The sequence below is a fragment of the Leptospira brenneri genome (genome assembly GCF_002812125.1).
Taxonomy (GTDB): Bacteria; Spirochaetota; Leptospiria; order Leptospirales; family Leptospiraceae; genus Leptospira_A; species Leptospira_A brenneri.
Window position 1 is genome coordinate 52,646 of record NZ_NPDQ01000005.1, and the last position, 22,280, is coordinate 74,925.

Consider the following 22,280-nt stretch of genomic DNA (forward strand, 5'->3'; position numbering starts at 1 on the left):
TTTAATTTTTTTGAATCAGAATCAAAACTCTGTATCCTTTTTTTGATTTTCCATGCGTTAACGACCACTTACCCGGATAGGATTCTTCTAAACGAAGCCGGATGTATTCTAGTCCAGTCCCAGTCCCTGCCGTAGTTGGTTTCGTTTCTTTTTCTTTATTGTGATGATACACTAAAAAATGATAAGAAGAATAGGATTTTTCATTTTCTGTAATATTTTTCATAAAGATACCGAAACTTAATTTTGCTTTTTCTGAATCTTCGTGAGTGAAGGCGTTTTCGATGAGTGTATGAAAAACCAGAGGAGGAATCATGTCTGTGGATTCGAAACGAGAAATTTTCAGTTTATAATCTTTTTCCATCCTTAACTTCATCACACCAATATGGTATTTACATAAATTGATTTCTTCGCTAACAGGAATTAATTGTTTAGAAGCTACTTTTAGGATGATGTGAAGTTCTTCCGCTAATGAATCTAGAATCAAAGCTGATTTCTCTGGATTTTCTGAGACCCAGTAACGAATTGCTGATAAGGAATTTAGTAAAAAATGTGGTTGGATTGTTTTTTTATATAATTCTAACTCCATTCTTTTGGAATGAATGTTTGTATGATGAATTTTATCTTTCAGGAAAACTGTCTGTTCCAGTTCTTTGTTTTGTTTTTCGACTGTAAAATAAAGTTTGGAACTTTTTTTAGATAAAAGAAATGATTGTGAGAAAAATAAAACAAATGTTCCTATCGGGGCATATACTTCTGTTTTGATGATATTTTTTTCAAATAGAATGTCGTTTAGGATCGTTAAGAATAAAAAAATATAACCCAGTAAAAATCCCCATGCATTTTCTCTTTTTTTGATCACTGCTTTGGATAGAATCCAAAGAATAAAAATACTACAAAATAACATAAAGATTTCTGCAGGGAGTAGTGTCTCTTCGACCCAAACAAAGTCACAAACCAATATGAAAATTGCAAACACTGTAAAAATAAATTGGAATGTATGCTTTGTTAATTGGTTTGTTTCTTCTGGAAAAACTTCTCCTATAAAACTGATTAGAAACGGTGGAGCTAAATAGACTGAAAGAAAAAAAATCTTAATCAGCCATTGCCATTCAAAATTAGGGAAGAGGATGATTAAAAAGAATTCTCCGCTTGTGAGTTTATAGACTAAACTGACACAAGAATAGATGGAGAAGTAAAGTAGGCTTCTGTCATTTTTTCGTAAAAGGAAGAGAGTAAAGTGGTAAAGCGAAATCACAAACAAACTTGCAATTAAAAAAATATCCAATGCTAATCGGATTTGTTTGGTTTGGATCATGGTTTCTTCTGATCCAAGTTCTATACTTTGTCTAAACCCGGAATTCAGTGCTTGGTAATTGGCAACATGAACGATGATTTCTATAAATTCTGAATGGGGAGTGAAAAAGGTCAGTTTGGGAAGCCAATGCTCTTTGGTTTCTGATGCAGATGTACCAACAATGCCATTTTCGGAAATTAAAATGCCATTTGCATACATACGGTAGGTATTAAATGCGTGAGGGATATAAAATGAAATTTGAGACTTTTCTAAAGATTTAGGCAATGTTAGTTGCATTCGAAAGGTTGCAAAACCATGCGTTGAATAGGATTTCCCATCTTTTTGTTTTTCGTTCCAAAATCCAGGTAAGGTAATCGTTTCTTTTTGTAAAGGTGGGTTTCGTTTTTGAAAATCTTCGGATAGGAGTAACTTTTCGTAATAGAAATCCCAATCTCCATCTAATTTTATAATGGTTTGGTTTTTTAAATAAAACGCACTCAGATCCATTTTTCCGTCGATCACTTTCGGTAAACCTTTGTCAGTTGATTCGGTTGTGCATGAAATCAGTGTTAGGGCCACAAGGAGAAGAAGTATGTGGGTAAGAGCGCTAGGGGGAATCCATGAAGTAGGCGATTGATTTTTCATTTGTTGGAAATGATATCGGAAATTCTGGTTCATTCTCCGGATTCCCGTCCTCGGACGACAGAATCCATCGATTGGATTAGAATACACACTAAGGTTTTCCATAGTGAAGAATCAATTCAATATTCTATATTTGTTTTTAAGTTTTCATTTACTTTTCTTAAATTTTCAGTGTCGTCCAACAGAGCTGAATTCTACATGTGATCCGGAAAGTAGAAGTTTCGTAATGTCCGCCTTGTTAGAGTTTGGTTCAAATGACGGTAAGTTTCTCTGTTCTGCTTTTAGTGGTTTGAATCCATTCCGTCTGCATTACAGTTCTGATTTTTTTGTAGTCCGTCAAAATGAGCCAACGACACCTCTGGTTCCTTTTGCCTCGGGGCCGATTGAAAGATGTCAAATTAGTCCTAGTTTACCGGCTGGTTTGACTTTAAACGAATCCAATTGTTTCATTTCGGGAACTCCTTTGGTCGGAATGAATTCCACCAAATATTTAATTACGGCGAGTTATGGGAATCAACAAGCAACAATACCTTTGGTGATCAAGTCTTTGTTTGCCCCAAAATATGCTTACGTTGTGAATACAACTTCTGCTTTGGTAAATTTATATTCAGTGAATGCAAACACTGGTGTCCTTTCTTCTATAGGTAACGTCGCAGTTGGAGGTGGCCCTGAGTCTATGGCAGTGAGTCCAAGCCAATTGTACTTAACTGTAGCAAATCGAAGCTCCAATGATATTAGCCAATTTGCCATCAATCAAAACAATGGAAATTTAACCATTTTACAAACGATAGAGAGTGGGGGAGTGTCTCCTCTCGCTATTACATACCATCCCTATAAAGATATATTTTACATTCGTCATCCCCAGAACATAACTACTTTTTTAGTAGATAAGGTAACTGGAAATCTTACACTGATTAGTACGATCCCAGCAAGTACAGGGGCTTCCAGTATTGCGATTGATCCTTTCGGCAATTATTTGTATGTTCCCAATTATAGTGGAAAGATGATCGATTCGTATCGTGTTGATCCATCGACAGGAATTCCTGATCCCAACGTGGTTCAATCTATCTCAACTGGCCTCCAACCAAGAAGCTTAGAAGTGCTTTCAAACGGCAAATATTTATATTTAGTGAATGAGTCAGATAATAATATCTCCGCTTACAAACTTGACTCGAGTACAGGGTTTTTGAATTCGATCGGTCCGGCCACTTCTCCTATGGGATTAATTTCTAGATCGGTCGCTACAGATCCAACTGGTAGATTTCTTTATATGACAAACCAAGGATCTGATTTTGTTTCTATTTATGGAATTGATCCTGTGACTGGTAGTTTGGTTCCGGGAGTCACAAGTTCGATAGGAACTGGTGATGGACCAACAGGTATCGCCACAGATTCTTCAGGAAAGTTTTTATATGTTACCAATTTTTATTCGAATACTGTTGATATGTTCAGAATCAACCAAACGGATGGAAGTTTAATTTCCAATGGGAGTGTGGGAACAAATACTTTACCAATTGCCATTGTGACAACAGGAACCAATCCTTAGCCAGTTTGAAATTTGGAAATTCGACTTGAAAGTTTTTGTTCAACCCAGCTCTCCCTTTTTTAGAATCATATCTCTATTTAAAATATTTCCAAGAAATTCAAAAAAATAGATGAAAGTTGCGTAAAATCCTTTTTTGTTCAAGGAATTGTTTCATTTTAAATTCCGCAAAGAGGGTTTTATGTTCGGTAAATCTTTTTATAAGTACATTTTGATGTTCTTATGTGTTTTATTTTTTTTGTTTTCCTGTTCTACGGAACCTGTCAAAGAAGTTGGATTCGAGTCTGCGGAAAAACCCAGATCCACCAAACGTGTTTGGAACCCTGAACCACAATGTTGTGACCTCCATTCTGAATTTTTAGGAGTGGTAGTTCTAAGTAAAGTTTGTGTATCAGAAACAGAAACCAAATTGGAATTGTACACAAAAGAATCTAAAAAAGTTTGTGTATTGAAAGAAGGAATGCTTTTCCAAGATGATTTGGGAACTTCTTATCCCTTTGTGAAATCCGAAGGAGTGGGACTTTGTCCTAAACGAACTCAGATGAAAAACACTCCGTTTACTTTGCATTTCCCAAGTATTTCATCGGAAGCAAAATCCTTTGATTTGATTGAAGATAAAAATGCAAAACATGCTCATAAACCTTGGGTTTTTCAAAAGGTAGATCTCACGGAGTGCATTTGGAAATAAAAAAGATTCTAAACTATTTTTAAGATTTTTGTGACCAAGCAGAACACCATCCGCGTGAAGAAACAACTCCTGCAGAAATGATATTACATTTTCCCCAGTTTTCATTTAACTTGGAAAATTGGGCACAGTGCTTACAAACTTGGTTCTTCGCTGATTTTTCTTTTCTTTCTGGATACAGATTGAAGTCTGTATGTTTGGCATCCTGATGAAATCCCAAGGCCTTTGCTGTGGGATCGGATTCGGAAACAGGGTTTTGTCCTTCTGGTAAAGATTCTGGAAATTTTGTTTCTGCTTTTAACTCAGAGGTCAAACGGAAACCTCTCTCTACTAGCGAGAGAGAGGTTATCAAATACAAAGATTTGATTAAAAATTTTTTTCGTGAAGTTTTGGGCATTCTTATTTCTTCACATCAAATCGGTCGAGCATCATCACTTTGTTCCAAGCAGAAACAAAATCTTTTACAAACTTGTCTTTCCCATCGTCTGCTGCATAAATTTCAGCAACAGCCCGAAGTTCGGAATGAGAACCAAGGATTAAGTCGACTGAAGTTGCAGTCCACTTTTTAGCGCCTGTTTTGCGGTCAATTCCTTCGTAAACACCTTCTGTTTGGGAAGACTTTTGCCATTTTGTCGACATATCGAGTAAGTTGACAAAAAAGTCATTGCTAAGGACACCAGGGCGAGTTGTCAAAATCCCATGTTTTGATTTTCCTGAATTGGCATCTAGGGATCGTAATCCACCTAACAGAACTGTCATTTCTGGAATGGTTAGGGACAACATATTGGATCTATCCACTAACATCTCTGTTGGAGAAAGGGAATTACCAGCACCATAGTAGTTACGAAATGCATCTGCCTTTGGTTCTAAAACCGAAAAAGAATATACATCGGTTTGTTCTGCTGTTGCATCTGTTCGACCTGGAATAAAAGGTATGGTTACCTTCACACCTGCTTTTTTTGCTGCTTCTTCTATCCCAACATTACCAGCGAGTACGATTAAGTCTGCGAGTGAAATTTTACTACCTGAATCATCAAAATCGGATTTGATTTGTTCCAATTTTTTTAATGTTTTTGATAGTTCTTCAGGGTCATTCACTGGCCAATTCTTTTGTGGTGTGAGTCGGATTCTTGCACCATTCGCTCCGCCTCTCATATCAGTGCTACGAAAACTTGCAGCCGATGCCCAGGCAGTTTTTACAAGTTCTGGAATCGAAAGTCCTGATTTTAGGATTTTACTTTTTAAGGAATCAATTTCCTTCGTTCCAACCAATTTGTGATCTACAGGAGGAAGTGGATCTTGCCAAATCAAAGGTTCTTTTGGTAAGTCTTTAGAAATATAACGAGAGAGAGGTCCCATATCTCTGTGTGTGAGTTTAAACCAAGCCTTAGCAAATGCTAGTTCGAACTCTTTCGGATTTTCCTGGAATTTTTTCGCGATCACTTTGTAACTTGGATCGAATTTTAAAGCTAAGTCGGTTGTGAACATGATGGGAGCATGACGTAATGTTTTGTCATGTGCATCAGGAACCATATTGGCACCAGCTCCGTCTTTGGGAATCCATTGAATCGCACCTGCTGGACTTTTTGTTTGAACCCATTCAAAATTAAAAAGGTTGTTTAGGTATTGAGTTGTCCATTTGGTTGGATTTGCAGTCCATGCTCCTTCGAGCCCACTAGTGATGGTATCTTCTGCATTTCCTTTTTTATATTCATTTTTCCAACCAAACCCTTGTTCTTCGATTCCAGCCGCTGCTGGTTCTTTTCCAACATGTTTGGAAGGATCTGCCTTTCCATGAGCTTTTCCGAATGTATGACCACCTGCAATCAGAGCCACAGTTTCTTCATCATTCATCGCCATGCGACCAAAAGTATCTCTAATGTCTTTTGCTGCGGCAAGAGGGTCTGGATTTCCATTAGGCCCTTCTGGGTTTACATAAATTAGTCCCATTTGAACAGCACCGAGTGGATTTTTTAACTTTCGATCACCTTCGTAACGTTCGTCGGCCAACCATTTTTTTTCTGGTCCCCAATACACAAGATCGGCTTCCCAGTCATCGGTTCTTCCACCTGCAAAACCATAAGTTTTAAATCCCATGGATTCAAGTGCTACGTTTCCAGTGAGAACCATAAGATCTGCCCATGATATTTTTTTTCCGTATTTCTTTTTGATCGGCCAAAGGAGGCGTCTTGCTTTGTCTAGGTTTGCATTATCAGGCCAACTGTTGAGTGGCTCAAATCTTTGTTGTCCACCACCGGCCCCACCGCGACCGTCTGCGATTCGGTAAGTTCCCGCACTGTGCCAAGCCATCCGAATGAAAAAGGGACCATAGTGACCGTAGTCAGAAGGCCACCATTCTTGCGAGGTTTTCATTAGAGTTTTGATCTCTTCTTTTACCTGCTGGATGTCTAGTTCCTTAAACTCTTTCGAGTAGTTGAATTGTTTTCCCATCGGATTGGATTCCGCTGCATGTTGGCGGAGGGGTGCCAAATCGAGTCGTTCTGGCCACCAAAACTGGTTTGAGTTGCCTAGGCGCTCCATTGAATTTTTCGATTCTTTCGTGTCCGTAGCTCCTAGTGAGCTAAAAGCGAACACCAAAATGGCAATAGCAGAGATATTGATTGTTCTCATATTATCCTTCACTTTCTAGATTTAGTTTAAATTTAGAACTAGTCTAATAATGGAAATCAAGCTATTTTTTTAGATTTAGTCTAAATTTATGCAGGTGGAACACCCAAATCGAGATTTTGTCAATGCGAACGGAAAAAAAATCTGAATTAGATTCTCTATTCCTCAGGTTTTCTCACGGAAAAGGAATGGGAGAGGTGGCAGACGAAAAAGAGTTTGTTTCTGATTTTGGAGCTTTCGCGAGGCCGGCAAAAGAGATATTTATAGAAGGTTTTTCTGGAATTTACCTGAGGGACTCCAGCTTGAAATTTTTAAGTTTATCTTTAGGGATTTGGTAGAATTTGACGGAAAGATAAATTAGATCATTTGAAAATTCTAATAGACATTTCGGCACAAAACATAAGTTTTGTGTAAAAAAATACGCTGATTCTATGGTGTATTCAGGAAGGTTTTCTTTTGTTTTTTGTTTTATTTTCTAAATTCACTCGTCATTTGTCTAAGTTTGGAATTCAAATTGGTTTATTGGTTCTTAGTTTTGTTTTAGGTAGCGGTTGTGATAGTCTGGGGAAAGATTGTTCCAAAGCAAAAGACAATGAAATTGTTTGTTTGTATTCTGTGTATGCTGCTTACCCTAGTTGTCTAAAAACTGAATACCGTACTAATTATCAAATGCCTTCCAATCCTTCAACTTATACAATTACGACGCGAGATTTCACCTGTGAAACGACTCGTTCATTGTTATTACAGAATTGTCGGGACCAGAAGAAAAAACAGTGCGGGGGGTAAACTTTTTGTAAAAACTTGGTTGGATGACTGCTTTGTTCGATGAATGCAAAAAACAAAGTCATTTTGCGTAGAGACTACCCAGGGATTCTAAAAACTAGATTTGTTTGAAATCAACAATTCCTTTTAAAAAAAATATCCGAAACCAATAAAATCGGATATAATTAAGGAATGGGTTATCAAACAGTTCTAGGAACCAAAACATATCAATTCCCCGAATTAAAAGACCTTCTCGCGAAGGCAAGTCCGGCCAGGTCTGGGGACGACCTTGCCGGTATATCTGCCATTAGCCAAGAAGAACGGATTGCCGCTCAGATGGCACTTGCTGATATTTATCTTTCCGAATTTTTAAATGTTGAGTTAATCCCAGCAAACAAAGATGAGGTGACTCGCCTTATTTTGGATTCTCATAATAAAGAAGCTTTTATTCCCATCTCTCATCTAACGGTTGGTGGATTTCGTGATTTTTTGTTAGCGGAAACTACAACTTCTGATGTGATTCGTTCCATTCGCTGGGGCATCACTCCTGAGATGGCAGCAGCTGTTTCTAAACTTATGTCCAACCAAGACCTAATTTTAGTTGGGAAAAAAATAAATGTAATCACAAAGTTTAGAAATACGCTGGGTTTACCAGGTAGAATTTCTGTTAGGTTACAGCCGAATCATCCAATAGATGACCCGAAGGGGATTGCCGCTAGTTTACTCGATGGACTTCTTTTGGGAAGTGGAGATGCTGTGATTGGAATCAATCCTGCAACAGATAATATACCAACTTCCATTGCCCTTTTGGAAATGTTGGACAATTTAATCCAAAAATATTCCATTCCGACTCAATCTTGTATTTTATCTCATGTCACTACTTCTATGGAAGTGATGAAAAGAGGTGCCCCCTTAGATTTGGTGTTTCAGTCCATTGGCGGAACGGAAGATTTAAATAAAAGTTTTGGGATAAACCTTTCTATTTTGAAGGAAGCAAGAGAAATGGCTCTTGGTTTGGGGCGCGGGACTGTTGGAGACAACGTGATGTATTTTGAAACAGGTCAGGGAAGTGCCTTGTCTGCAGGTGCTCATCACGGGATCGACCAACAGACGTTAGAGGTTCGAGCATATGCTGTTGCTCGGCAGTTTTCACCACTTCTTGTAAACACAGTGGTTGGATTTATTGGTCCCGAATACTTATATAATGGAAAACAAATCATCCGAGCTGGACTTGAAGACCATTTTTGTGGAAAGTTACTTGGTCTTCCTATGGGTGTAGATGTTTGTTATACAAATCATGCCGAAGCAGATCAAGATGATATGGATACCCTATTGACTTTGTTAGGTGTTGCTGGTTGCACATACATTATGGGAATTCCTGGGGCAGATGATGTAATGTTGTCTTACCAAAGTACGTCCTTTCATGATGCCTTGTATCTCAGGCAAGTCCTTGGGTTAAGACCTGCCCCAGAATTTGAAAGTTGGTTATTGGATCGAGGGATTTTTTCCAATCAGAATGGGTTTTTACCAAAAGAAAATCGAGAGTTGGGCTTACTGGAAGAAATGTTGGGGAAATCAAGTGTATGACTTTTTTGGACGAATGGAAAGAGTTTAGTAATGCAAGGATTGGACTTCCACGCTCTGGTGGTTCAATTTCCACCAAAGAAGTGTTACGTTTTCGTTTGGATCATGCTAGAGCCAGAGATGCCGTTAACTTGAGTCCTGATTTTCTTAAATTAACGCAAAGTTTAGATATGATGGGGAAATCGAAAAACCTTTCTAGTTTACTTGTAAAAAGTCAGGTTGATACCAAAGAAGAATATTTACTACGGCCTGATTTGGGACGAAGGTTAGATTTTGAATCCACTTGTAAGTTACAACCCTTGGCAGGCGATTTTGATTTAGTTTTGATTGCAGTGGATGGACTTTCTGCCAAAGCCATCGATGAAAACCTAATTCCCTTTTTTGAACTTTTGACAGATTCCATTGAAAAAAAACAAATGTCAATGGCTCCTATCATTTTATCGAAGTTTGGAAGAGTTGCCATCGGTGACGAGATTGGAGAAATTTTAAATGCAAAAGTATCTGTTGTCGTGATTGGAGAGAGGCCCGGTTTGTCTTCTGCCGATAGTTTAGGTGTTTACATCACCTATCATCCGCAAGTTGGAAAAACGGATGAAAGTCGCAATTGTATCTCAAATGTTCGTCCTAGTGGGTTTAGTTTTGAGAGTGCAGTACAGAAAACTATATATTTAATTCAAGAATCAATGCAAAGAAAACTTTCCGGGGTAGAGTTAAAGGATGAAATGCCTCCAGAGTTTTTACCAAAACCAAAAGATTCTTTGAGAATCGAAGATAAAAATTAAGTAATAATTCGTTGTGAATGAAAATATTAGAATTTTGATGAACAGAAGATTGACAGAATAGGTTGCATTGGTATTTCATTAAATCAATTCCGGGAGGAATGAGGTGAAACTCCTCAGCTGACGGTGCAACCGTGAATTCACATCCTTAGTGTAGGATGGAAAAGTCGGATCTTCCCACAAATGAATCGCCCGTAAACGATCATTCGTTCCTTGTTATTCAAAAGGGATCCCGGACTTTAGTTTGCCGGGACTTCTCAACCTCCAGAACAGACTGAGATTGTGGTTCCTAGTTTTAAGGAGAAACGTTTGGAAAATTTCAAATCAAATGTCTTTGATACGACAAGTAACGGGAAACCTCCCCTCAAACATGAAGAAAAAATATGCCCTAATTGTTTAAGAAGTTTTGAGTGTAAGGTCGGTTCGATCAGTCTCTGCCAATGTACCAAAGTGAATCTTTCTTTGGAAGAAAGAGAGTATTTGTCTAAACAATTTTCCGATTGTCTTTGTTATCAATGTATGGAAACCCTTGCCTTTGAATATAGAATTACAAAATCTTATAAAACAATCACATGGAAATTTTGAGTTTTTATTTTCTTTGATTTCTTTTGTAAATCCGCCAAACAATTGTATTATTTAAGTGAAAACTTTTTTAAATCACAAATTTGAATGGCTAAAAATTTAGCCTGATGTCTACTTTGTTCAAGTAGGGTGCTGTTTTTTTGTGATTAGTTTATTCTTTTTAGTCCCTTTGTTTGCTTCCTTAGCGAACCTAAGTTGTTTTATTGAAAATATCACTCGAGATCACAGGTTCCACCGTCTCCTCAGCATTTTTTATTTTACCATTGGGGTTCAGAACGCAGCTACAGCCGCTTTATGTTTTGCCAAAGAAGAAACCACTGGACTTGCATTTTGGATTTTTCAATGCCATTCTTTTTTTCTTTTGGCACCAGTTCTGGTTGCTCTCTGTTCTTTTTGTACGGGAAGGAAGTTGTTCAATAAAGCAACCATCTTCATTGCTGTTTATGCTTTGGCGGTAGATTTACTTTGTTCCTCAATGCCCAAAACAATTGTTTATGGATTTGCAATGTTTTCTTTTGGAATGGCACCCATGCTCACCATTTTTGGAGGAATCTTAGGTGGTTCTGTCCATTTTTTTGCCATTGCTGTTTCTTTATATTTTGTTCTTTCTCCTTTGGAATGGAATTCTTTCTTTAACCGAAAAGTATTCATTTTTGCTTTATGTGTTTGGTGGATTGGGCTCTTTTCTAATTTTTTACCAATGTATGGACTTGATTTTCCTCCTTTCCATCCGGTGGTTGATGCCACAATTTCTGTTTTGCTTTCTATTTATTTGAATCGCTTCAATGCATCAAGACCTAGTATTTATAGCCTGATTGCTTCCATTTTGATTTCTCTTGCAGTAGGATTACTTTTTGGAATTTTAGCCTTAGGTTTCCTACCAATTTTTCCACTTAAGGAATTAGTCGTTTCTGTTGTCACAACTTTGACTGGTTTGTTGTTTTTTTCGTATCTATTAAAAACTACATTAAAAGATGAAAAACCACATCTTTCCTTTGTTCTCCCACTCGAAAACTTTGCTTTATCAAAACAAGAACTTCGTATCTGCGAGTTAATAGCAGAGGGTCATAGCCGTTCCTTCATTCGATTGATTTTGAATGTTTCTGATGGAACGTTACGTAACCATTTAAAAAATATCTATGCGAAAGTCCTTCCTGAATCTAACTCAACCTCCAAAGATCAGTTGCAACGTTTGACAGTTTTTTTGTCCAAACAGAAGTTAAGTGAAGATGGACCAGTTAAATAAAATTCGAAATTAATTTTAGAAGTTTTGATTCGGTTTTTTTATTGTTCAACACAAACTAACTCATGATTTACCGAACAAAGCTGTAATCCTCGACCAGCTGTCAGTGTGATGATATCTTGGGTGTAAGCATCTCCTACAATTCCCGAATCGGAAGCCGAGTTTGAGTTCCATTTCTGGCAGGTCCCATTTATATTTGTGGTCCAATCAGTGTTTAGTCCTGTCCAATGGTCTGAACTGATTGTAGTAATGGGTGTTGAAATTCCAGTTATGAATAAACCATTGTTATCTGAAGATTCAATATTAGTGCCATCATCTCGGATATAAGTTTGGTTGGCTTTGAATACCCAATCAATTTGTTTTTCACCGGAATTAGGGGTAAAACTCGCCCGTCGAGATTCCCCGTCAACTAACATCGCTTTGAACTTCCCTGATCCTGGATAGTTGGGATCAGATTGACAGAAAGAATCAAAATTTGCGGCCTTTCCTGCATTCGCAGGATAAGCATTCTGTGTCACAAAAATTTTACAATTGATACAAGACTGAAAACAATGAATTTCTATTTCTTTGATATCTCGATTGAAAATTTTTCCAATGGGGTTTGTTAACTCACAAAAGTTTCCTTGTGCTTGAGTGGCAAAATTAACCTCATACCCAGAGCCGACAGGAATTCGGTCTGGAAAGGAAAACTCTGTTGTACCGGCAGGAAGAAGGAGCTGAGTGTCTTTGTTTAAAATGAGACGTAAACCATTACCGGTCAGTCCTGAAACCTTTCCGCCAATCGTAAATCCAAGCCCTCCCGATTTTCCATCAACCGAACAATGGGAGTTAGTATCACCTAATATCGATTTTGCTGCCACTGCTTTTGAAAAAGATTGCGAATTAACATCACAGACATTTTCCATCTGAGAAGGTTCACAATTTACCAATAGCCCAATCGATAAAATAGAAAACCAAAGTAGTTCCGATAGATTCTTATTTGTGAATGGATTGTAAAACCTGGATGTCTGCGAGATGCATCTCCCAAAGAGATACCCAGGTTTTTGAATTATTATTGCCTCATTCATTCGGAATGCTTACATATCCTTTCAACAAAGTAAAGCGGAACGGTTGATCCACCATAAGTAACGACTGAACGTTCGTACAAAGATATTCCTTCTCGTGAATCCCAAAACTAGTTGTGATTGTATGTTCACCAGCTTTAGGAGTTGCAATGTCTAGGTTGACTGCCGGTGCGATATATTCAGGTAAAGTCGTTCTTGGATTGAGTCCTGCTATGTCCAAAGAGAGAGAGACGCCATCAACGGGTAGGTTGTATTTTACTTTGATTTCAATTCTGTCAGCTACTTGATTGGTCTCGAAACAATGGTCAGTACAGTTTCCGAATGTTCCTGGAGTTTTTATGGCATTGGCACAATTTCTTGCATGCCCTATCTTCAGTTCTTTTGATGAAATTCCAAATTCATTTTTTGCGACAACGAACACTTTGTACTTTCTGTCTGAATCGACAAGAAAGGTATAACCAGAGAAATTCGCCGCAGTCCGATTGACTATTGTTACGGCATTTGTAACCGTTCCATCGGCTAGGAGCTCCATATTTTTTTTTCCTAGATAGAGAGAAACTTCTGTATTAGCAGGAACTGGTTTTACAAAGCTAATACTAGTTTTTTGGAATTGCAAAAGACCTTTTGTGGAGTAAGGGTCATCTGCTGGGTTGGCATTATTTGTGATGTAATTGATATCATTTAGGATGGGGGCGACACTTGGAGGAGGGTCATTCACAGTAATGGGAATTTCAGTTCCTCCTGTCCCTCCACCGTTGCCGGGGTTATTCCCAATGGCAGTGGATGCGTTTGCTTCCGAAGAAACCAAAAGAGGAACTAGGATTGTTTTCACGTCCGTGTTTGCTCCTTCACATTTTAGTATCAAAAGAGATAAACCAGTCATAACTAGAACTGGAAGGTTGGATCGAACCAGCCGAAAGGTTCTTTCGCGGAATTGATGGAAATACAGGGAAGGTTGGCTCAGTGTTTTCATGCACTCAAGGTAACATGAACCTAGTTTTCTTACCATGTCCTGGATGTCATAAGTGGGAGAAGGAGCCTATCCCAAATGTCATGTTTTGATTTTTTTAGTAAATTTCTCCCGAGTCTGCTCACGAACGTGAATTGGACAGGAAAAGAGGACCTACAAGGGAAAGGGACTGGCGTTTTCCAGGGAGTAAAAAGGAAAGATAGGGATTAAAGAGGGAAATAAATGGCTTTTTTCAGGCGATGGAAAGGGAAAGTCGCTTACTTTTTCCTGTCAGTAGAAATCGAAACTCCCTTACCCTTTCGAGCGATGCGAAAATTTGCATTTAGTTATCCACTTGGGTAACTATTTTCTTGCAAAAAAAATACTCCCAGATGATAGTTTTCCAAATGGATAACTATCAAAGACCCAACCTTCTACTATACATCCACCCTCTGGCCTCTTTTTGCCATAAGGTCCTGATTGCTCTTTATGAAAATGGAACGGAGTTTGAGGCCAAGGTTGTCGATCTTATGGACGAGAAGTCGAGCGCCGAACTTTTACAGTATTGGCCGGTAGGAAAAATTCCCCTCCTCAGGGACAGGGCTCGAGAGGAGACGATTCCGGAAACTTCCATCATCATCGAATATCTAAACGAATTCTATCCAGGGAAAGAAAAACTCATTCCTAGTGATTTCTCTTTGGCTTTGGAAACAAAACTTTGGGACCGTTTTTTTGATCTCTATATCAGTGAACCCATGCAAAAGATTGTCATCGATCGTCTGCGGCCGGAAGGTCAGAACGATTTTTTTGGGGTTGAAGGGGCTTACCAGAACCTAAGAGTTTCTTATGATATGTTGGAGGCTAAATTAAACACGACTCGCAGGTTTATCGCAGGTGAGAACTTTAGTATGGCTGATTGTTCTGCAGTTCCGGCTCTGTTTTACGCAGACACAATTTTAAGTTTTCAAACCACTCATCCAAAACTCTCTTCTTACTTTGAAAGGTTACTCGAAAGACCTTCCGTCAAACGGACGATAGCTGAGGCGGAACCATATTTTCACCTGTATCCATTTTATGACAAAATTCCAGAACGGTTCCGGAAGGGAAAATCTTGAAGGCCATTTTTAAAAGTAAAAAGGAATGAGTTCTATTCATTTATGAATTCTAATATTTCGGGTTTAGAACATATTTTTCATGCCCTTGCGGATCGTACGAGATTGGGTATGGTCGAACGATTGAGCCAGGGGCCGGCTTCGGTCAAAGAATTGGCTGAACCTCTTGCTATGGCTTTACCTTCTGTTTTAAAACATTTAAAAGTTCTAGAAGATAGTGGACTTGTGTTTTCAGAAAAATTAGGTAGGGTTCGTACTTATCGGTTGGAGCCTACTAAACTTTCAGGGATTGATGTTTGGATGGCAGAGAGAAAGGCTGCATGGAATTTAAGTTTTGACAGGTTAGGAAATTTTTTAATCGAAACATCCGATGAAAATTCAGATGGAGAGTGAATATGAAAGAAGGATTTGTGAAACATTCTACATTTACCATTGAAAGGATTTTACCTGCTTCCAAGGAAAGGTCTTTTGCTGCTTGGGCAAACGCAGAATCCAAACGAAAGTGGTTTGCTTGTCACGATGATTGGAAAACTGCAGCATTCAGTTTGGACTTTAAAGTAGGGGGAAAAGAATCTAATTTAGTTTTAACACCCGAAGGGGGTCGTCATGTTTTTGACGCAACTTTTTATGATATTGTACCCAATGAAAGAATTGTTTATGCCTTTGGTATGTATGTGAACGACATTCGTATCTCTGTTTCTCTCGTAACAGTTTTATTTGAGTCACCCACTTCTGGAAGAACCAAAATGACCTTTACCGAACAGATTGTACTATTAAAAGAACCTGGTCGCGAAGGATTCTCCACAGAGGAGGAGGTTCGCGGTCGGGTGGAAGGTACAAATGCCGGATTTGACCGACTTGTGAACGAACTGAGTTAGTGGCTCCTTTGTATCGGAGCCTATGATTTGTTGTAATCTTTTGTACTCTAGATAAGATTCAAACAGGATATAAAAATTCATAAAAAGTTCCATTCGTCGTAGGAACTCTTATGTTTTTGATATCTCTCTTTTCTGATTCCGTTTCCAAGTATTGAAAAAAAGTTTTTTCTGGTTTGTAAAAATATTTGGTTCTCGTTCTTTCTAAGGATTGAACCGCATTTTTAATGTTTGTTTCTTTTGATTCTTTTGGATCAAAGAACTGGAAGAGCTGGCGGTTTTTTGCCGAAGCAGGAAGGGAAGATTCCCAACAGATTTCTTCTTCGATGGATAAAATCTCATCATAAAGATCGGAATCCTGCGCAGGACCTCCTAGTGTTGCTAATTTCAAAGAAAGTTCGTAATACTCATCGAGTAGGGATTCAATGTATTCCATAATGTGGTTCACCTCTTTCCTACAAAGATACCAAAGGGGTGGGACAAATTGCGTAAAACTTGGAGAAATTAGCGGCGAAAAAGAGAATTTATGAATTTTTTTTTTGGTTTTAGAACAGATACCCGACTCGGTTGGTTTGTTTGCTTACGTTAATTGTGGATCAGGTATTTGCCTACAAGTAGACGTGAATCCGGTGGTAAAAGGAGCCATCCAGATCCTGCGCGCGTGCAGGAATCAAAACAGCATCGATTCCTTAATCTTGGGAAAGATGCTGTTTGACTAAAAAAAATTGAAAGTTTTATCCTTCTAAATACTTCATAAAGTTAGCAGAAGCCTTTAATTTTTCCATAAGCACTTTGAGGATTGCCACCAAATCTTTTTCTTTATGTTCAAAGAAACGAATGATGTTTAAAATTTCCCAAACCTCTTTTCCTATTTCCATAGTTAGTTTTACCATGGGCGGTGGATTTTTGAGATAAGAATTTTCACCAGCAGCATTCACTTTGACAATGATTTCTGCTAGTTTCCCTGGGATTTGAGGAATTTCAGTGACATATTTCCAGTTGTAACTAAGCCCAGTGAGTAATGGGTTGTCCAAACCATTGAACTCGGTCCTTGGATCATTTTTATAAATGACAATGGGTTTGCCGGTCGCAAAAGAGATTCCTGTTTCGGAAATGGAACCGTCGTCAGCTGGTCTTCCGTTCATATTGAACACAGTTGCATTACATCGTTCCACCACTTGGTAGACATCCATAGCAAAAACAGCTTTTTGAACAAAAATCATAATGTCTCGAAAGATTTCGCCAGAGATGATGGGGGTATTGATGAGTGCCATGACCTTGGCCACTTCAATCCCGTCCCTTTGCGGAAGGTAGGTTTTGTATCCAGCTGCCTCTAGGGTGGCGGCAATCGTTGCCATAGTGCTTAGTTCTTCAGGGCTAAACATCGGGCCAGAACAGTAAATATATTCGCTCATAATCTCCTCTAATTCATTAAAAATGAATCTGAGCAGTTTTTCATTGAAACTAAATTTTAATCATCAATAATTTTCTAATGATTAAAAAAAGTTAAATGTTTGGTGGGACGATTATAAATCCACTACAACAAGTGTTATGTCATCATCGGGAATGGGTTTTCCGCAAAAATCTTTTACCCGTTCGAGTAGCCCATCGGCAAAGAGGTCGGTGGATCTATTTGCGGAGTTGTCTATAATATAACTACTCAGACGTTCGTCCCCAAACATTTCTCCAGAAAGGTTCCTTGCTTCAGAAATTCCATCTGTGTATAAAATAACTCTATCGCCAGGAGCAAAAGGAAGATCCAGGATTTCATCTGGGATTTCTGGAAAACAACCGAGAACTCTTCCACGAGGTCGAACGAGTTCCACTTTGTTAGTTTTTCGTCTATAAAAGGCTACTGGCGGGTGACCTGCACTTGCATATTGGATTCGTTTGTTTTCCAAATCAAAAAACAAATAACAAGCTGTCACAAATTCTTTATGGATTGAGTTGAGTAGTAGTTTGTTGATTCTTTTTAATACTTCGCTTGGTCTTTTTGAAACATGTTTTTGTAAGTTGAATGCCATCTTAAACATGGCAGCAACAATGGCTGCTGGAATTCCATGTCCAGAAACATCCGCAATGACAACACCTAAACTATATTCGTCGGGAGTATGGAAATCATAATAATCTCCTCCAATGGCCATCATTGGATTGTATCTAGAAACTATATTGGCCCTTCCTCCTGTTGGTGGTTGGAGAGGGAGAGAAGAGTCTTGGATTTTTTTTGCAAGTTTGAGTTCTGCTTTGATACTTAAATAATCTTCTTTGTCTTCCACTGCAGACTTTAAAAGCACGAGTGAATTGACGCGTGCCAGAAGTTCCCTTTTATCAAAAGGTTTTCCTAGATAGTCATTGGCACCCACTTCGAGTCCAGAAAGTACATCTTCGATTCTGTTTTTTGCCGTGAGCATCAAAATCGGCATTTCATACATCGAGTAAGTTTCTCGCAAAATTTTGCAAACTTGATACCCGCTCATCTTAGGCATCATGATGTCCAAAAGAACTAAATCTGGTTTTATTTCGTGTGCCACAGAAATGGCCGTGGGTCCATCCAAAACGGGTATTACATTGAATCCAGAACTACTGAGTTGGATTTTTAAAACTTCTAAATTGATAGGGTCATCATCAACGGCAAGAATGGTTAGATTCCGATTCAAATCACTGGATAAATTTGCAGAAACTTCTACCCTTTCCACATATACCTGTTCAACGATAAAGTTTCCGCGAAGGTCTTCCTCGGTTACCAAATGATCGGACGAATCCGTTTTTTGATCTGAAGGATTTTTCTTGAACCCTGTTTGCCCGTTTGCCAAAGGTAAGGTGAATCGAAATACAGATCCTTTCCCTAATTCCGATTCCACGGAAATACTTCCTGTATGCAGTTCTACTAAGTTCTTAGTGATGGAAAGGCCTAGCCCAACTCCTCCAAAGTTTCTAGCAATGCTTGCATCCGCTTGTGCGAAGGGTGTAAAAATTTTCCCTTGGTCTTCTTCGGAAAGTCCAATCCCAGTATCGGTAATCGAAATTTCCAAATAATCAACGATACCACCTCTTGTTGTTGGTTTTGCATTGACTCGGACGCTACCAGATTCTGTAAATTTCAGAGCATTCCCAATTAAGTTAAAGAGGATTTGTTGGATTCTGTTTTCGTCACCAAACACTAGGGGAGTGTCATCTGGAATTTCATTGATGAGAGTAAGTCCTTTTTCTTTGGCGGAACGTTCTAAAAGAGTAATCACAATGTCAACAGAAGGTTGGATGGCAAGAGTGATTGGTGAAAGATTAAACTTTCGATTTTTCATTTTGGAAAAATCAAGTAGATCATTAACTAAGCCAGAGAGTCGTTTGGCAGAAGAAATGATAAGGCTCAAGTTTTTGGAAACTCCGGCAGAAACTACCCCCATTGCACCTTCTAACAAAGATTCTGTGATTCCTATGATTCCATTTAGCGGAGTCATAAGTTCGTGAGAAGTATTAGATAAGAAAACATCCTTCATTTTATCTAATGAAATCAACTCTTCGTTCTTTCGTTCCAATTCTCCTTTTAATTGATTGGTGACTTCATAGAGTTTTGCAAATCGGATCGAAAGGGCAAAAGATAAACTAAGAGTATAAATGAGAAATCCTTCGGAAATGGAACGATCTAAAATGGATACATAAATCTGTAGATAACTTAAAATCGAAAATACGGCAGTAGCTCCAAGAGCCATTTGGCCAAAAAAAATAATGATGGCTCCTGGTTCTTTGTTTTTTACTGCTTTTATGTTAAGCGTAAATGCATAGATAAGTTCTAATATGGATAAAAGGCTACTAATGTTTAGTGTATATTTGGAATAGATCTCCATCATAAAGGGATGGAAGGTAAAAAAAGGAACAAGTCCAATGATAAAATGGAATAGCAGAACTCCCTTTACAATGCGAGAAGGTTTGATCGCTGAAAAGTCCAAAAAGAAAAGAATTCCAAAAACACCAATTAGGTTAAGTGCTGGGTGGAATAGGAAATGATTGAACCAAAAGTTATCCCAAATGAAATATGGGAGAGAAAGATTTCCGAAGACAGTAAGTCCTGCAAGTGTTGCAAAGAAAAAATAAATTAAATAAGCACGTTCTCTTCGACTCCTGATCCAAAGGATCAAACAATACAATGCAGAATAAATAAAACCAAAACAGGTTGCAGAATTCCACATGATATATTTATAAAATTTACTATTGATTAAGGAGGATTCTCCCAGATAGAACTCTGAATTTACAAATCCACCCCAACCCACATCATCTGCGACTCGAACGGCAATGGTGTTTTCGTTTTCAAAATCAAGAATCTCTTCAGGGATTTGGTAAACGCTGATCCGACTACTCTTTTTAAGGATCTCACCTTCTTCGGTGATTTCTCCTGTTTTACCTACAAGAACCCCATTGATATAAATTTCATTGGCATCTGCTATAATTGGTGTTAGAATGCTAATCCTTTGGTTTTGGAAAGCTTTTGATACTTTGAAGGAATGCCTATACCATCCAACCTTAAATCCTGATAAGCCAGAATTATTCCACTGCGCCGGGATTGGTAACTCACTCCAATCTTGGTCGGGGAAATCTTTTTTGGCTTGGGATACATTGTCCTCTGAATGAAACTTCCAAGTTCCGGAAAGCGAGAGAAGTTTTGTCGGTTCTTCTAGCGGGAAGGCGGACTGGTTTGGGCTTGCGAAACTGGGAGAGAAACTGAACAAATAAAAGATGATGAGTAGGTAGCAAATTTTCATTACAAATCCAAAGAAAAAGGGCCCGTCTTTGCATAATTAGCGGGAATGCCTAATTTTATCCAAGAACAAAAGGGTCTTGTTTTTAAGAAAACAAGTAATGGCGAATCTAGTTAAAAACGAACAATGTGCATATTCGGGTGATAGAATTTAAGCCAGATTGCTACAAAAGTAACAAATATGGAATTAAGTTATAATGAAATATAGATGTTTGTTCATGTAACAGACGATAGGTTTTCAGTTTGCAACTTTCCGTAAAGTGATTTGATGGCTAAGGAAACTTCTACAAATACTAAAGGCAACACAACCGTAACCACATCCTCCCTGGTGGCGAAAAAAACTATCTATACTGAGACTCCTTGGAGTTACCTCACAGAAAAATCGTTTTAAAATATTTGTTTGGCAATTTTATTTTGCCAAACAACCTGGGTTTATCAATTCAAGTTGGAAATTTATGTTTAAAACTCGTAAATCACGCCTCTGGTTTTTCCTACTGATCGGACTCATACTTCTATCGTTTTTAAGGCCGAAAGATGAAGGTTCTTCTTATCAAGAATATTATTCTGCTCTTAATGAAGAGTTAAAAACACATGGCTTGGGGAAACCGGTTGTACTTTTGGACTTGGATCGGTTGGATGAGAATTTATCCACACTGTCAAAAAATATTCCGCCTCCTTTAAATTATCGTATTGTTGTTAAGTCCCTTCCTTCTTTGGATCTTCTTCGTTATATTACGAAAGCAACTAAAACAAATCGCCTTATGGTTTTTCATTCCGGTGATCTAGTGATGTTACTTGGTGATCCTGAGTTTTCTTCCTTCGATATTCTTCTTGGAAAACCGATGCCAGTTCGAGCATTAGAAGATATTTATCGAAAAACAAAACTAGACCGGTTCCAGAAAATTCACTGGTTAGTAGATACAAAAACAAGGCTCAATCAATACTTGGAATTTGCAAAACTGAAGAATATAAAGCTAAACCTTGTTTTAGAAATTGATATTGGCCTTCATCGAGGTGGATTCGTCCATCCTGATGAAGTAAATCAAATTCTTTCTTTGATTCAGAGCGATCAAAAAAACTTGGAGTTCGGTGGGTTTATGGGCTATGAGCCACATGTCGCGTCAGTTCCGAATTTGTTAGGTGATAAAAACAAGGCCATTGAAAAAGAAATTCAGTCTTCGTTGAAAAAATATGAAGCATTTGTGGTTACTGCTAAAAAATACTACCCATCCTTATTTGATAAAGAATTGCTATTAAATGGTGGAGGGAGTAAAACATATCGATTTTATCAAAAGAATCAAAATGTTGTAAATGATGTCTCAGTTGGTTCAGCACTAGTGATGCCGACAGATTTTGATGTGAGTACGCTTCTGGAACACAAACCTGCATTTTTTATTGCGACTCCAGTTTTAAAACGATTAGAAGGAACAACAATTCCATTTTTAGAATCCATTTCTTTTTTATTTCCACTTTGGAATCCAAACTTACAAGTGACTTATTTCATTTATGGTGGTGCTTATCTTGCAAAAAAAGAATCTCCGAAAGGTCTTTTTGACAATAACCTTTACGGTACGAGTACAAACCAAGGGATATTGAATGGCAGTTTGGCGACTGGATTAAAACCTGATGACTATGTTTTTTTCCGCCCGACACAGAGTGAGAAGGTGATGGCAGAAATGGGTGAAGTGGTTCTTTTGAGAAAGGGAAAAATCATAGGAACTTGGAAGTGTTTTATTAACTAGCATACAGATGTTATCTGCATACTAGTTGATTATTGTTTTTTTA

General features: G+C 38.2%; 20 protein-coding genes. 12 read left to right on the forward strand and 8 right to left on the reverse strand.

Features of this window, described 5'->3' with window-relative positions:
• Position 1: 1 nt before the first annotated feature.
• Positions 2 to 1,972 carry a sensor histidine kinase gene (locus CH361_RS11700; RefSeq protein ID WP_244279820.1) on the reverse strand — a complete coding sequence of 657 codons (1,971 nt, stop codon included), beginning with the start codon at positions 1,970 to 1,972 and terminating at the stop codon, positions 2 to 4.
• 190 nt (positions 1,973 to 2,162) lie between these two features.
• On the opposite strand from CH361_RS11700, the gene CH361_RS11705 reads away from it, so the two are divergent.
• Entirely contained in the window at positions 2,163 to 3,482 is a 1,320-nt protein-coding gene (locus CH361_RS11705; RefSeq protein ID WP_100791005.1) for a lactonase family protein, read from the forward strand.
• A 178-nt stretch (positions 3,483 to 3,660) separates the two neighbouring features.
• On the forward strand, positions 3,661 to 4,167 hold the full coding sequence (locus tag CH361_RS19850; protein ID WP_244279822.1) for a hypothetical protein: 507 nt from the start codon (positions 3,661 to 3,663) through the stop codon (positions 4,165 to 4,167).
• Positions 4,168 to 4,186: 19 nt separating this feature from the next.
• Here CH361_RS19850 and CH361_RS11715 read toward each other — a convergent pair whose 3' ends face one another.
• On the reverse strand, positions 4,187 to 4,477 hold the full coding sequence (locus CH361_RS11715) for a high-potential iron-sulfur protein (protein ID WP_244279823.1): 291 nt from the start codon (positions 4,475 to 4,477) through the stop codon (positions 4,187 to 4,189).
• A gap of 86 nt (positions 4,478 to 4,563) precedes the next feature.
• Positions 4,564 to 6,795: a catalase/peroxidase HPI gene (gene katG / locus CH361_RS11720; protein WP_100791008.1), complete on the reverse strand. Its 2,232-nt coding sequence runs from the start codon at positions 6,793 to 6,795 to the stop codon at positions 4,564 to 4,566.
• 194 nt (positions 6,796 to 6,989) lie between these two features.
• On the opposite strand from katG, the gene CH361_RS19705 reads away from it, so the two are divergent.
• From CH361_RS19705 to CH361_RS11750, 6 genes are all read left to right on the forward strand, one after another.
• Complete coding sequence (locus tag CH361_RS19705; protein WP_165782261.1) at positions 6,990 to 7,130, forward strand: hypothetical protein; 141 nt, start codon at positions 6,990 to 6,992, stop codon at positions 7,128 to 7,130.
• A gap of 118 nt (positions 7,131 to 7,248) precedes the next feature.
• Positions 7,249 to 7,578, forward strand: a complete 330-nt coding sequence (locus tag CH361_RS11730) for a hypothetical protein (RefSeq protein ID WP_100791010.1) — start codon at positions 7,249 to 7,251, stop codon at positions 7,576 to 7,578.
• Between the two features lie 168 nt (positions 7,579 to 7,746).
• Positions 7,747 to 9,141: an ethanolamine ammonia-lyase subunit EutB gene (locus CH361_RS11735; RefSeq protein WP_100791011.1), complete on the forward strand. Its 1,395-nt coding sequence runs from the start codon at positions 7,747 to 7,749 to the stop codon at positions 9,139 to 9,141.
• Positions 9,138 to 9,920: an ethanolamine ammonia-lyase subunit EutC gene (gene eutC / locus CH361_RS11740; RefSeq protein WP_100791012.1), complete on the forward strand. Its 783-nt coding sequence runs from the start codon at positions 9,138 to 9,140 to the stop codon at positions 9,918 to 9,920. The genes CH361_RS11735 and eutC overlap by 4 nt, the downstream gene beginning before the upstream one ends.
• Before the next feature lie 279 nt (positions 9,921 to 10,199).
• Entirely contained in the window at positions 10,200 to 10,502 is a 303-nt protein-coding gene (locus tag CH361_RS11745; RefSeq protein ID WP_244279824.1) for a cysteine-rich CWC family protein, read from the forward strand.
• A gap of 139 nt (positions 10,503 to 10,641) precedes the next feature.
• Entirely contained in the window at positions 10,642 to 11,745 is a 1,104-nt protein-coding gene (locus CH361_RS11750) for a helix-turn-helix transcriptional regulator (protein ID WP_100791013.1), read from the forward strand.
• Between the two features lie 38 nt (positions 11,746 to 11,783).
• On the opposite strand, the gene CH361_RS11755 is transcribed toward CH361_RS11750, so the two are convergent.
• Both CH361_RS11755 and CH361_RS11760 read right to left on the reverse strand, forming a co-directional pair.
• A complete protein-coding gene (locus tag CH361_RS11755) occupies positions 11,784 to 12,647 on the reverse strand; it encodes a DUF1554 domain-containing protein (RefSeq protein ID WP_244279826.1) in 864 nt (287 codons plus the stop codon).
• A 154-nt stretch (positions 12,648 to 12,801) separates the two neighbouring features.
• Positions 12,802 to 13,779, reverse strand: a complete 978-nt coding sequence (locus CH361_RS11760) for a hypothetical protein (RefSeq protein WP_100791015.1) — start codon at positions 13,777 to 13,779, stop codon at positions 12,802 to 12,804.
• Between the two features lie 383 nt (positions 13,780 to 14,162).
• Between CH361_RS11760 and CH361_RS11765 the strand changes: the two genes are divergently transcribed.
• From CH361_RS11765 to CH361_RS11775, 3 genes are read left to right on the forward strand one after another with little or no spacing between them, the layout of a single operon-like run.
• On the forward strand, positions 14,163 to 14,870 hold the full coding sequence (locus tag CH361_RS11765) for a glutathione S-transferase family protein (protein WP_100791259.1): 708 nt from the start codon (positions 14,163 to 14,165) through the stop codon (positions 14,868 to 14,870).
• Between the two features lie 42 nt (positions 14,871 to 14,912).
• Positions 14,913 to 15,260 (forward strand): ArsR/SmtB family transcription factor, encoded by a 348-nt coding sequence (locus CH361_RS11770; protein ID WP_100791016.1) that lies wholly within the window; start codon positions 14,913 to 14,915, stop codon positions 15,258 to 15,260.
• Between the two features lie 2 nt (positions 15,261 to 15,262).
• Entirely contained in the window at positions 15,263 to 15,745 is a 483-nt protein-coding gene (locus CH361_RS11775) for an SRPBCC family protein (protein ID WP_100791017.1), read from the forward strand.
• A gap of 58 nt (positions 15,746 to 15,803) precedes the next feature.
• Here CH361_RS11775 and CH361_RS11780 read toward each other — a convergent pair whose 3' ends face one another.
• From CH361_RS11780 to CH361_RS11790, 3 genes are all read right to left on the reverse strand, one after another.
• Complete coding sequence (locus CH361_RS11780) at positions 15,804 to 16,190, reverse strand: hypothetical protein (RefSeq protein WP_244279828.1); 387 nt, start codon at positions 16,188 to 16,190, stop codon at positions 15,804 to 15,806.
• Between the two features lie 286 nt (positions 16,191 to 16,476).
• A complete protein-coding gene (locus tag CH361_RS11785) occupies positions 16,477 to 17,157 on the reverse strand; it encodes a nucleoside 2-deoxyribosyltransferase (protein ID WP_100791019.1) in 681 nt (226 codons plus the stop codon).
• 111 nt (positions 17,158 to 17,268) lie between these two features.
• Positions 17,269 to 20,499 carry a SpoIIE family protein phosphatase gene (locus CH361_RS11790; protein ID WP_100791020.1) on the reverse strand — a complete coding sequence of 1,077 codons (3,231 nt, stop codon included), beginning with the start codon at positions 20,497 to 20,499 and terminating at the stop codon, positions 17,269 to 17,271.
• 451 nt (positions 20,500 to 20,950) lie between these two features.
• On the opposite strand from CH361_RS11790, the gene CH361_RS11795 reads away from it, so the two are divergent.
• Entirely contained in the window at positions 20,951 to 22,237 is a 1,287-nt protein-coding gene (locus tag CH361_RS11795) for an alanine racemase (RefSeq protein WP_100791021.1), read from the forward strand.
• The last annotated feature ends 43 nt before the right edge of the window (positions 22,238 to 22,280 follow it).

What these genes read in the sequence shown, in the direction of transcription:
- CH361_RS19850 (WP_244279822.1), top strand. Translation starts at nt 3,661, where the DNA reads ATGTTCGGTAAATCTTTTTATAAGTACATTTTGATGTTCTTATGTGTT.
- katG (WP_100791008.1), bottom strand. Translation starts at nt 6,795, where the DNA reads ATGAGAACAATCAATATCTCTGCTATTGCCATTTTGGTGTTCGCTTTT.
- CH361_RS11775 (WP_100791017.1), top strand. Translation starts at nt 15,263, where the DNA reads ATGAAAGAAGGATTTGTGAAACATTCTACATTTACCATTGAAAGGATT.
- CH361_RS11785 (WP_100791019.1), bottom strand. Translation starts at nt 17,157, where the DNA reads ATGAGCGAATATATTTACTGTTCTGGCCCGATGTTTAGCCCTGAAGAA.
- CH361_RS11700 (WP_244279820.1), bottom strand. Translation starts at nt 1,972, where the DNA reads ATGAACCAGAATTTCCGATATCATTTCCAACAAATGAAAAATCAATCG.
- eutC (WP_100791012.1), top strand. Translation starts at nt 9,138, where the DNA reads ATGACTTTTTTGGACGAATGGAAAGAGTTTAGTAATGCAAGGATTGGA.
- CH361_RS11795 (WP_100791021.1), top strand. Translation starts at nt 20,951, where the DNA reads ATGTTTAAAACTCGTAAATCACGCCTCTGGTTTTTCCTACTGATCGGA.
- CH361_RS11765 (WP_100791259.1), top strand. Translation starts at nt 14,163, where the DNA reads ATGGATAACTATCAAAGACCCAACCTTCTACTATACATCCACCCTCTG.
- CH361_RS11770 (WP_100791016.1), top strand. Translation starts at nt 14,913, where the DNA reads ATGAATTCTAATATTTCGGGTTTAGAACATATTTTTCATGCCCTTGCG.
- CH361_RS11735 (WP_100791011.1), top strand. Translation starts at nt 7,747, where the DNA reads ATGGGTTATCAAACAGTTCTAGGAACCAAAACATATCAATTCCCCGAA.
- CH361_RS11790 (WP_100791020.1), bottom strand. Translation starts at nt 20,499, where the DNA reads ATGAAAATTTGCTACCTACTCATCATCTTTTATTTGTTCAGTTTCTCT.
- CH361_RS11705 (WP_100791005.1), top strand. Translation starts at nt 2,163, where the DNA reads ATGTCCGCCTTGTTAGAGTTTGGTTCAAATGACGGTAAGTTTCTCTGT.
- CH361_RS11755 (WP_244279826.1), bottom strand. Translation starts at nt 12,647, where the DNA reads ATGGAAAATGTCTGTGATGTTAATTCGCAATCTTTTTCAAAAGCAGTG.
- CH361_RS11760 (WP_100791015.1), bottom strand. Translation starts at nt 13,779, where the DNA reads ATGAAAACACTGAGCCAACCTTCCCTGTATTTCCATCAATTCCGCGAA.